Annotated in this window: 8 protein-coding genes; all 8 read right to left on the bottom strand. The window is 36.5% G+C overall.

Features of this window, described 5'->3' with window-relative positions; all coding sequences use genetic code 11:
- Window positions 1-62: 62 nt before the first annotated feature.
- On the bottom strand, window positions 63-1466 hold the full coding sequence (locus GH715_RS04135; protein WP_153834373.1) for an ABC transporter substrate-binding protein: 1404 nt from the start codon (window positions 1464-1466) through the stop codon (window positions 63-65).
- Window positions 1467-1574: 108 nt separating this feature from the next.
- The gene (locus GH715_RS04140) at window positions 1575-2414 is read right to left on the bottom strand and encodes a carbohydrate ABC transporter permease (RefSeq protein WP_018931170.1); all 840 of its coding nucleotides are present in this window, start codon (window positions 2412-2414) and stop codon (window positions 1575-1577) included.
- An 18-nt stretch (window positions 2415-2432) separates the two neighbouring features.
- Window positions 2433-3374, bottom strand: a complete 942-nt coding sequence (locus GH715_RS04145) for a carbohydrate ABC transporter permease (RefSeq protein ID WP_153834374.1) — start codon at window positions 3372-3374, stop codon at window positions 2433-2435.
- Window positions 3364-4032 (bottom strand): YesL family protein, encoded by a 669-nt coding sequence (locus GH715_RS04150; RefSeq protein ID WP_153834375.1) that lies wholly within the window; start codon window positions 4030-4032, stop codon window positions 3364-3366. The genes GH715_RS04145 and GH715_RS04150 overlap by 11 nt, the downstream gene beginning before the upstream one ends.
- 455 nt (window positions 4033-4487) lie before the next feature.
- Entirely contained in the window at window positions 4488-9404 is a 4917-nt protein-coding gene (locus tag GH715_RS04155) for an immunoglobulin-like domain-containing protein (protein ID WP_153834376.1), read from the bottom strand.
- A 308-nt stretch (window positions 9405-9712) separates the two neighbouring features.
- Window positions 9713-10084, bottom strand: a complete 372-nt coding sequence (locus tag GH715_RS04160; protein ID WP_018931174.1) for a hypothetical protein — start codon at window positions 10082-10084, stop codon at window positions 9713-9715.
- A gap of 11 nt (window positions 10085-10095) precedes the next feature.
- The gene (locus tag GH715_RS04165) at window positions 10096-10611 is read right to left on the bottom strand and encodes an acyl-CoA thioesterase (RefSeq protein ID WP_018931175.1); all 516 of its coding nucleotides are present in this window, start codon (window positions 10609-10611) and stop codon (window positions 10096-10098) included.
- A 232-nt stretch (window positions 10612-10843) separates the two neighbouring features.
- Window positions 10844-11734 (bottom strand): LysR family transcriptional regulator, encoded by an 891-nt coding sequence (locus GH715_RS04170; RefSeq protein ID WP_153834377.1) that lies wholly within the window; start codon window positions 11732-11734, stop codon window positions 10844-10846.
- Window positions 11735-11765: the final 31 nt, after the last annotated feature.

Here is an 11765-nt window from a genome sequence, read left to right on the forward strand (position 1 = left end):
GGGACAACGGAATTAACGTCCCTTATATTAATTGTAAACGCTTCAACTAAGTCATTTCAAGGTTATTGATTGTTTTCGATGATTTCCTGAGCTTGCTCATGCATGGCATCAATCGTTTCATCGACATTTTGTTCCTCATAAATGAGTTTCTCATATTCATCATTAGCCATCTGATAGATTTCAGCCTGATATGGAGCTGGCGGAATTAGTTTAGATGCTTTTGAGTTTTGTAAAACGGAAATTAGTGCCTCTTTATCTACTTTTTCTGGGTTATTGGTATCGTCTAAAATAATATCGACAATATTCTCTAATTCATCATCACCTACACCATTCCAAGAAGGAATATTTTTACCTTGAACGATTTGACCTTCCGTTGTATACCAACGAATAAACTCGTAAGCTGCTTCCTTATGTTCAGAATTAGAAGCGACCGCCATATAGTCTGTTGTAACCGGTGTATAGCCACCTTCATCATCTGGATTATTTTTCGGATATGGTGCTATCCCGACATTAAAGTCTAGTGGGAATTGATCTGTGCCACCAAGTTCTGTATTCATCCAGCTTCCGATCATAACGAGACTTGCTTCTTGATTAAAGAAGGTATCGCGATAGTGTAATTGTTGGGACATAATGTCTGTATATGGTGTAGCAGACTGATCTTCTTTCTCCATTTGCCAGCGAAGCTCTAATGTCTTCTTAAACATTGGATCCTCAAAGTTAGAGCTTCCATCTGCTTTTAGTAATTCTGTTTCCTCTGGTTTACTCGCTAAAGCTAATTTTAAATATTCCATCCAGCCGCCATTTTGCGGTCCATGAAAGAACGTTCCATAGTGCTCATCTGTTGTTAATTGATTGGCATAGTCAGCAAATTCATCCCAAGTCCAATCTGTAGGCATTTCTAAGCCTGCTTCATCTAAATGGTCTTGGTTTACCAATACATACCAAGGGTTGAATTTACCTGGAAGAGCATAATACTGATCTCCCAATTGTGTATTTACTTTATACTCCTCTGTTACCTCATATCCTTCTTCTTCAATAAATTCATCAATCGGAGCAACCATACCTAAGTCAACGCGTTGTGCATACGAAGCAGGATCACTAAACATCAACACATCTAATTGTTCACCAGATGATGCTGCAAGGTCTAATTTCTGCAATGCTTCATTTGTATCCCCTTTTTCACTTAAAATGACGAGCTCCACTTCAATATTTGGATGTTCTTCTTCAAATGCTGGAATGGTTTCCGACCAGTTATAAGACGCTTCATTGCCATGTGTGTGAAACATAATTTTTACTGGTTCATCAGAGCTCGCTTCTTCACCATCATTGTCACTTTCTTGTTGTTCGGTATTATCTCCTTCTGAATCAGAGCTTGTAGCTGGTTCATCCTCACTACTGCTACAAGCTGCCAAGATGCCGAGGAATAATGTCATACTTAATAATAAGAGCAGTAACTTATTTTTCATTTTCAAACCCCCTATAATATTATTGAAAACCCTTACACTAATGATGCTAACAAATTACTCTTTAGCAAACATATCACTTTTTTTACCTTTAACAACACTTTTTTTACTTTACCCTTTTACTCCACCCAAGGCAATACCATCAATAACATGTTTTTGACCTAAGATAAAGACAATTAATAGTGGTAAAATAGCTGATACAGCTGCTGCCATAATTAAAGTATAAAAACTACCATTAATAGTTGTAAATTTTTGCATCGCTAATTGAATCGTATACAATGCGTCGGTACGTAGGAAAATTAACGGATTTTGATAATCGTTCCACGTCCAGATAAAACGGAGTATGGCATATGTTGCGACTGCTGGTCGTACAATCGGTAAAGCAATTCGCCAAAATATTCGCCAATGTCCTGCACCATCAATTTTGGCTGCATCAATAAAGTCATTATGAATACCGATGAAAAACTGCCGGAGCATAAAGGTTCCTAACACACTGAAGCTACCTAGTAATATTAAACCAATATGTGTGTCAAACAACCCTAAATAACGATACAAAATAAACTGAGGTACCAAACTTGCTTGTGGTGGCACCATATATGTTGCCAGTACAATAATAAATAACCATGCACCAGCAGGGAATCTTACTTTTGAAAAACCATAAGCAGCTAAAGATGATACAACTACCGATATTAAAGTGGTACAGACAGCTACTTTAATCGAATTCCAGTAATATAAATAAAAGGGATGATCACCAAACCAGACTTCCTGATAGTTGCTTGCGGCATTCCATCTCGATGGAATCCATTCGATCGGATATTTAAAAACATCTGCTTCAATTTTTAATGATGTTGATAACATCCAGATAAACGGTAATAAGAAAGCTATACTACAAAAGAATAAGATAATTGTACTGATAATTTTCTTGGCATCCCATTTTCTTTGTTTTTGCATCCAAACACATCCTTTCTCTTAGTAATTCACCCATTTTTTCTGTCCGATCCATTGGATAATCGTGATCGAAAATACGAATAAGAACAATACAACAGCTATCGCTGAAGCATAACCAACATCTAGGTCAAGGAACGCTCTTTCGTATAAATGCCATACAAGCATTGTTGTTGAATTGAGTGGTCCACCCTCTGTTAGTACAGCTATAAGATCAAACACTTTAAAAGAAGCAATAATACCTGTAATTAACAAAAAGAATGATGTTGGCGATATTAATGGGAAGGTTATATTTCTAAATTTGTACCAGCTATTGGCACCATCAATATCAGCGGCTTCATACAATTCTTTCGGTATTGACTGTAACCCTGCAATATAGACAATTAGGCTAAAGCCGATCGAGATCCATATATGAATAATCATTAACGAAATAAGGGCAAAATTGGGGTCAGAAATCCATGTTGGCGGATTTTCAATTCCCAGTGTCATTAATACTTGATTAATCGGCCCCTGAGATGGATGAAAAAGCACTTGCCATACAACAGCGATTGCGACAACACTTGAAATGTACGGCATAAAAAAAGCTACTTTAAAATAACTTTTTAAATAGACATTTTTATCAATAATAATAGCCAAAAAAAGCGCACATAGCATTGTGATTGGCACAGTAAATATAAAGATCGCATTATTGATAACCGATTTGATAAATTTCTCATCACTTGCTAAAGCTACAAAGTTATCAAATCCAATCCATTGTAACTGATCAATCCCAGTGACAAACTTCCAATCTGCGAAAGCCAAGATAAATGTGGCAACAATTGGGAATAACACAATAACAGATATTCCTAGTAACATTGGTGAAACAAATAATAAACCAACGAGATTTTCACTTTTTTCGATTTTTGATTTTCTTGTTTTTTTCGATTGATGTAATTCCTCTGTTGTTGAGACGGAGTTACTCGCCATGAAGAACACCTCTTTCTTCTAAAATTGTCTTTTGGGATGGTGACATGTTGTATTTGTCCAACCTTTTCAGAGCGTAATTGCTAAAATACGTGGCAATAAAGGTTAAACCACTTCCTAAATATAAGAAAGAAAACCCTGGAATCACCCAACAGATAAAAAGGAAGCTAACTAATGACAGCCCCATCCAGATCGTTTGTATTGGAAATAGTGTACTCAGCTGTATAGCTCTTCTCATTTGTTTGATCAGGCCTAATTCCGGAAATGTAATCATGAAACTAAACACATATAATAAAACAGTAACACTTAAAATTAATACCGTTGAACTGCTGCTAAGAATGACATAATATAGCATTCCACTAAAGTTCTGAACTAGCGCAAAATCAATGTATAAGGCTATTGCGGTGACTACTATAAGCCCTCCAAGTAAATTACTTTTCACAAAGTGCTTCTTATATGCTTTCCAGAATTCTTTGATGACAGGAAACTCTTCGGCTTGAATCCATTTATTATTTAATGCGAACATAGCGGTGATTGCCGGGAACAATCCGAATACAATACCACCTAGTAAGCTAAACCCAATTGCTATTACATTGAGTAATGCAAGACGATAGAGCCATTCACAAATTTTGAATAAACCACTTGATGTATCAAACTGCATATGGCCTCCTCCTTTCCTTACTTAAATTATAAACGCTTTCATTTTGGTAAAAATAGCACTATTTTTACTTTTATCGATAGATATTTGACTTTCATGATCAACCTATATTCCTGTTTACTTAGTATGTAAGACGAACTTCATAATCATTTTTTCTCTTAAACTTTTGGCGTGATAAGCATTAATAGGGGAAGCCATGATTCCGCGTAAGAAAACTGAGAAAAAAGCTCAGCCCTTATGACTAAAAACTAAAGAATTACCTTTTCTCTAGCATCCTTTATGAAATGCTTGAACAGCTTTTTTTATTCTTTTAGAAAAGCTCCCAGGAATAATCCTTAGGAGCTTTTCTGTTAAACTTGATATCTAAACTCAGGTTCTATTCTATGGTTCCATTAACTGTAAAGTCTTTGATCAACTTCATGATGATCTTAGTTACCCCCACTACCGATAAACCAGAACTACTCTATTATTTCACTTGGTACATTTTCAAGTAATGCATCATATTCTTCCTGCGTAATTGGTAAAACGGTACCATGACGTGGATGACTAGGTAAATCAAAATCTTCGGCTACTGTCCATTCTCCGGAATCTAAATCGGTCGTTTCAAAAGGTACATAGCCTTGGCCACCAAACTCGTCAATAAATAAATACCATTTTTCTTCTGTGTTGGACTTAAATATTGCTGGTCCTTCCCCTTGGCTAATCGTTCCTTTACCAATTCCTTCTGTAATCATTTCAAAATCAGGGTCAAGTACAGAATCTCCTACCTCTTGGAAAATAAATTTACCATTTGGTGACGTTTCTTCATTGTTTACTCGTTCATCCTTTGTGAATCGATAAATCTTATCATCATGCTTAACCATTGTTGTGTCAATAATCGAGTAACCATAATCCAAGTAAACCTCAGGTTCACTAAATGTATGGAAGTCTCTTGTTGTTGTATACATCATACGTTGATAACTATCTCCTGAGTTTCTATCTTCTTCACTGTCATACAGTTTCGATGCCCAGATTACGACATACTTACCGATCGTATCATCATAAAAGATCTCTGGGGCCCACGTATTTCCTGCCTCCTCAGGCGCTACCTCTACTAATCGTTGTTCAGACCAATTCACCAGATCAGTCGACTCCCAAACCATGATTGACCTGCTGCCTTCTGTTTGCGCTCTATTCCAATCCCAATTACCATTGATTTTTAAATCAGTCGCAATCATGTAAAATTTATCGCCTTCTGGAGAACGAATAATAAACGGATCTCTTAAACCTTTTTCGCCTAATTTAGATGTGATGACGGGATCTCCATCATTAAGTTGCTGCCAGTGAAGAGGGTCATTTCCTTCACTCAAGGCAAAATATATTTGCTCACCATTTTCGAAACCTTCACCGGTAAAATAACTAAACAAATATCCTTGATAATCGAGTGGTTCGGGCATTTCTTTTACATTTGCCACAAATTCTTTGGTTGCTTTCTTACCATTGAGTGCTACAGTCGCTGTTAATGTTACTTCTACGTCGCCTTTTCCATGTTCAGGGCGTGTCACTTCACCTGTTGTCGTGATAACAGATGGATCTTCTGACACCCAAGAGATAGTTGTTTCGTGCTTTCCTTCGATTGGTAATGTCAAATTACCACGGACATCATCAATATTATAAACTTTTAACGTCTCTACTGCTTCTTTTACTAAATCTTTATCTTTGTTCTTGTCTTTTTTATTCTTGTCTTTCTTCTTATCTTTATTTTTGTTCTTATCTTTTTTACTTTTGTCCTTCTCTTTATTTTTTTCTGCTGGACTAGCACCTGTAATAATATCAATTCCATCCAGCACATAGTTACCGGCTTTCACTACTATTTTAGCTGTATGCTTCTGCTTTTTCAGACCTCGAATGTGATAAGAGGTTTGTCTGTCTCCTCTTGGATATACTCGATAATCCTCCTCCACTAATTGATCATCAATATACACATCTATTAATGCGTCTGAAGTTGCACCAAATAGATTAAAGCCATTTCCTTTAAAATCAAAGAGTATCATATCTTCACTCTCTTCAGGTGTACTGTAAATGTTGACACCGCGATAATCCATATATTGTTCTTTTGCTTCATTGTCACCTAAAGAAACTTTTAACGTATGGGGTTTATCTTCTAATCCTCTGACTGAGTATCTGATACCGTCATCCTCTACATCAAAATTACCGACACTTTCACCATCCAATTCCACATGGTAAGTGGTTTCATTTTCTGCACCTGCAAGATAATCAATTCCCGTACCTGTGAAGTTGATGAAGATATAAGGATTATCGTTAAAGTCAGCCCAAGCATTAGTGCTGTTAGCCCCCCAGGTGTTGCCATTCTCACGGTATGCATACACTGTATTTTCCTCATTTCCAATTTCTGAATCATCAGCTATTGCAGTAAAGTCATTGGGAGCTAATGTTGTTACTGCTTCAAAGTCAATCGGATCATCTGTCTCTATTTCAGCTCGAACAAAACTTGTATAAGCTTCTTTAGCAACCACTTTAAGTGTGTGCTCAGTTTCTTCCAGATCTGTCGCTTCCCAAACCTTTTTCACTATCGAACTATTATTCAAATAATCAGCTTCACCGACAAGTTCACCGTCTAAATAAATATCTGCCGTACCATTCGATGGATTTGCTTCACCATACAATCGGATAGCATTTCCTTTAAAGGTAATCTCAAAGGAATCACCATCATTTCCCCAAGCGTTACCACTATTAGAGCCCCAATCTCCTGAATAGTAAACTTTGTTTAATGTTCCTTGCTGATTGGTAGTATCTGTATGCTCCACAGTAATGCCATTCCAAACCGGGTAGTCACTTGATGCGCTCATTTGTGTACGATTATAGTGTCCATATCCAGCCTGAATAAATTCCCATTCACCAACATATCCAATTGGGTTCCATGGATCATCGTTTTCTAATGCCTCTTCCTCTGTGTCGTAAATTTTACCTTGGGCATTATCCAGTTTCAATGATTCATATGCATAACCCTTAATTGGTTCAATTTTTAAATTATCGATAAGTGTTTCGTAATAACCTGAGCCTAACGTCACTCTACCAGACATGACAGTTGAATCCTCATCCGTGTAAGAGGCTATTTCTTCATCATCAAGATAAAGGGTAAAGATATTTCCTTTCGCTTCAAATGCTAAGTTGTGCCATATAGTATTATCAAACGACTCTACTGTTCCTTCTTCAACCACATCACCAAGTTTCAAAATCTCGTACTTTCCATCCTTGTAGATCCGGGCATTATACGGTGCCTGAGAGTCAGACCATTCAGATTTTACTTGGCGAACACCAATTAAAGCATAATTCTCTCTGCCTTCTGCTTCTGGCGTATGCGTATCTAATAAAAAGTCATATGATACTTTATAATTTGCCCAGCGGAAATCTCCGATATTGGTGTTAGGATTAACATTTGCTTCAGATCCGTCTGTTCCACCCCAAACAGCCCAATCTGCTCCGATAATATCTGGCGTGATTTTTTGTTGCAGCATACTACCGTGTTCTTCTGCGTCCGGGATTTCGCGTTTTGTTCTTTCAAAGCTACCACTTTCCACCGGTTTTGTTGCTTCTTTCACTACCTCAAAAGCACCGATTTGATCAGTTGTATACCTTGGTGTACCTCCACGGCGTTCTATATAGTCTCTTCCTTGTTCATCTTCAGGATATTTATCATACTCAAAATCGTCTGTGTAAGGTAAAGGCATAATCGTATCTTCTGATAAATCTACCGGATCGGATTGATAAGCAAAATCATCGATTTCCGCTTCTTTATCTAACGTAGAAATGGTCACGATCGAATAAGGTTTTACCTCAATCTCATACGTTCCATCTTCCGGTTGAATCGTTTTTATATGTTGAAACCAATTTTCATCATAATCTTGTCCTTCTTCAGGCCCACGAGTCTCCCAAACAAATACTTCTGCATCCTCTTTTCCATCCAAGTTTTCTAAATCAATCGTATATTTACGTGTTTCTTTCGTGTTGTTGGCAAATACAGTAGTGTAATCGTTCGTTTCCGGATCTTTCAATGTCATATAATTATGGGTACTGGTGTCTACATCTACTCCTCCGTCAAAGAAATTACCATCACTGTACGTGGCATTCTTTATATATTGCCATCTTTCATTTTCCTTTGTGGAAGGATCATCATAGCCAACAAAATTCATGACATGTCTGACACCCTGAAGGCCACCATCTACTTCATAAAAGCCTGACCAAGGATCAAATGCACTAATTAAATGCTTTGGATTGTATTGTGCACCTTGGTAAAAAGCAGCAACAGACGGTTGAAAATCAAATGAAACTGCATTTAACGGCAGATTGCCTGCTCCTTCCCACGAATAGACAGAGATGATCCGTGATGTCACATCTATAATACCGCCACGTCCACCAAGGCCATTGTAATGTGGTTCCATGTTCTCACGATATCTAGCATTAATCATAGGTGCGATCCCTTCTGAAACCCAAAGCTCTTTTGGTTCTTTACCTTCTGCAATTAATTGGTCTTGTAATTCTGAAAGTTCATTAGAACCTGTCAGACCATAATGAGAACTGATCACATCAATTTCATCAATCAAGTCAGGGTTATCTAATAACGTACCACTAATTGTCTCAGTATCCCGATATCCATCTGCAGCAACTAGCTTTATATCTTGATAATCTTCTTCATAATTGGGTTCTTCCTTTATTCTTGAAGTAAAATACTCAAGCCATTCTACATCAATTCTCCCATTACCATTTTGTGCTCTCTCATTTTGCGATATGCCGATATAATCTAATTGGAAGCCATACTCTTCATTAACAGCATCGATCGTTTGTTTGTACCACTGATAGCGATTTTCATAATCTTGATTAGCTACACCATTCCAAGTCCAGCGAGGTTCACCCCATCGTAAAATCTCGGTTGTGATTGCTGGATTAATAGATTTCGCGTCTGCAGCAAATTGAAAGCCTGCACCTCTTAATACATTGGCAGGTTCATCTTCGTAACGCATTGTTGCTGGTTCTGTACCAGAGGAAGAATTGATATCTCCACCTAATTCTACTTTTACATGAGTTAATCCTGCCCCTGTCTCTTTATTAAATAGTTGATTCATAATCTCCCAGTATTTTTCCGGGTGTTCTTCTTTGTAATCGAGTAATAAGCGTGAAGTATTATTGCCTGATACCGTACCAAAACCTTTAAAACGATTGTGTTCATCTACATCATTACCATCGATCGTTATTGTTTTTGTTATTTCTTCTGCTTGCGACTGATTGATTCCGATCAGTGTCCCAAACCCTAGTAAAAGCAGTGTTATAGCTAAAAGTCTAATAAGTTGTTTAAAAGTGCTCCTTCTACCTGTCATGTTCCACCATTCCTTTCAAAGGTATTTAGTCCCATCACATTCCTCTCGTACATCGTTGACTATGTATTGTCATGCTGTGAAAGATACAATACCTCCTTCCATAACTATGGATACGCTTACATTATTTCATACAAGCTTTTGGCTTTTTGATAATATTTTTACTATTTTTATTGTTAATTTGACATTTTAACAATTAAACCTATTAATTTATTTGTGGAATAAGGCACATCTTGCGGGTATTCGCTGTATAGTCACTTTATTCGTATCATAAAAAAAACAGCCAAACCGAAAGATTTGACTGTTTTTCTTTATCTTATAACCATTGGTCCAATTAACATTTCAATTTCTTTACCTAATAATAATTTACAGATATGATCATAGCTAACTTCTTTATAGGTTGCTAAAATTTGTTTTACTTTATCCAGAGAATGTTCCTCTTTTAATTTTTCTATTTCTCTTTCATAAATTGACAATACATAGCTATCCTGCACTTTTGGTAAAAAACCACTTGGGTCTTCATCCATAATCAGACAGCCTAAATATTGAAAACTGTATTGTAACTGACGTGTCAGTGTTATAATATTTTTGAATTGTTCAAATTGATCTGGATCTTCTGCTTTTAACTGTTCAATCGCAACTTGAATATCTTGTAAATGCTGTTTACTTGCTGAAATAAGCATAATCCCTCTCCTTAATCCCATGGTTTTTCTAATGATATATTCGAAATTAACTCTTTATTTTGTTGTCTCTTCATATCTCTAATTTTCACTCGTTCACTACTTGTTTCATATAAATATTTCTCTTCATCTGTTTCCGGTTCTACTTTTGGAACTGGCACTGGTTTTTTGTCAAGCCCGATAGCAACAAATGTAAAGAATGCTGTTGCCGCAAAACGTCTCTCTCCTGTATCTAAATCCTCGGCAATTACCTTACAGAAAATTTCCATTGAACTTGTACCTGTATATGTCACAAAAGACTCGATACAAACAGAATCTGACTGACGAATAGGAGCAATAAAATGAACAGAATCTGTTGATGCAGTAACACACTCTTTAATTCGTGAATGTCTTCTTGCCGAAAGTGTCGCACATCCGTCCATTTTTTTCATTAACACACCACCAAAAAGTGAATGATAATTATTTAAATCGTTAATCAAAACTTGGTCAGTCTGGACAACGCGTGTTTCTCTCATTTTCTTTGTTTCCATATTGTCACCCCTGCTACTTTTCTCTTTTTTCTCCCGTACTACTAAATTATAATTCCCGAAAGCCACTAAAGTACAATTCCGATCTAGTATGCTCAAGATAACAAAAATGTATGAAAACGGTTAGAAATGGAATATAATCATTTTTAGAATTTTGGCATAAAGAATGATTGGTCTTAATTGTCCGTCTTATACTAACTGATAGCACAAAAATAACCTGCCCCTAAGGACAGGTTCAATTCTCTTTTTGCTGTACTAGTTTCTCTTTCGTAAAAGCAATAAAATGTTTATTAATTTGTGATAGATAGGCATCTTTTTTCCAAATAAACGCAAGGTTCCAAGGAATGGCCGGGTTAACAACGGGGATCCTATTGATATTCTTCGTAAATGATTGACTTGTACTATCTGGTAAAAGCGTAACACCTAAATTCGTTGCTACCATTTCCTCTAAAAAGTCAATTTGTGATGTTTCGGAAACAATCTTTGGTTCAAAGCCAGCTTTCTTACATGCTTGGATGATAATATTTCTTGACTCGAAATCTTGGTTAAACATTATAAATGACTCTTCTTGTAAATCTTGTACTTTGATTTGTTTTAAATTTGCTAATGCGTGTTGACTAGAGACGACTAGATTTAAATTATCTTCGACAAAGGTATAATAGTCTGCCGTAAGATGATCATTCAGGACTACAACACCACAATCCAGTTCCCCATCTAACACCTTATCTTCAATCACCTTTGATCCATTTTCTTCTAAATGAAACGTAACACCAGGATAACGTTGATGAAAATCAGTAATTAACTGAGAAAAAAAGAAGGAATTAACGACAGTTGGTAAGCCAATACGTACATGACCAGTTTTTAATGTCCGTATTTGATCGATTTCCTGCTCCATTTCTATTATTTGATCTGCAATTTTTGTTGCATGTTTATGCAGTACTTTCCCAGCATCTGTAAGTGTAATTTTCTTTCTTGAACGGTGAAATAAAGCAACACCTAAGTCACTTTCTAACGTTTTTACAATTCGACTAAGTGCTGGCTGGGTAATATATAGGTTTTCTGCTGCTTGGGTAAAATTTTCAGTTTTACTTACTTCTAAAAAATATTGTAGGTGCTTGATATCCAAGCTAGATCCTCCTCTGATAAATTGTCACAAC

The organism is Gracilibacillus thailandensis (genome assembly GCF_010994055.1).
Classification (GTDB): domain Bacteria; phylum Bacillota; class Bacilli; order Bacillales; family Amphibacillaceae; genus Gracilibacillus; species Gracilibacillus lacisalsi.

What these genes read in the sequence shown, in the direction of transcription:
- GH715_RS04135 (WP_153834373.1), bottom strand. Translation starts at nt 1,466, where the DNA reads ATGAAAAATAAGTTACTGCTCTTATTATTAAGTATGACATTATTCCTC.
- GH715_RS04140 (WP_018931170.1), bottom strand. Translation starts at nt 2,414, where the DNA reads ATGCAAAAACAAAGAAAATGGGATGCCAAGAAAATTATCAGTACAATT.
- GH715_RS04145 (WP_153834374.1), bottom strand. Translation starts at nt 3,374, where the DNA reads ATGGCGAGTAACTCCGTCTCAACAACAGAGGAATTACATCAATCGAAA.
- GH715_RS04150 (WP_153834375.1), bottom strand. Translation starts at nt 4,032, where the DNA reads ATGCAGTTTGATACATCAAGTGGTTTATTCAAAATTTGTGAATGGCTC.
- GH715_RS04155 (WP_153834376.1), bottom strand. Translation starts at nt 9,404, where the DNA reads ATGACAGGTAGAAGGAGCACTTTTAAACAACTTATTAGACTTTTAGCT.
- GH715_RS04160 (WP_018931174.1), bottom strand. Translation starts at nt 10,084, where the DNA reads ATGCTTATTTCAGCAAGTAAACAGCATTTACAAGATATTCAAGTTGCG.
- GH715_RS04165 (WP_018931175.1), bottom strand. Translation starts at nt 10,611, where the DNA reads ATGGAAACAAAGAAAATGAGAGAAACACGCGTTGTCCAGACTGACCAA.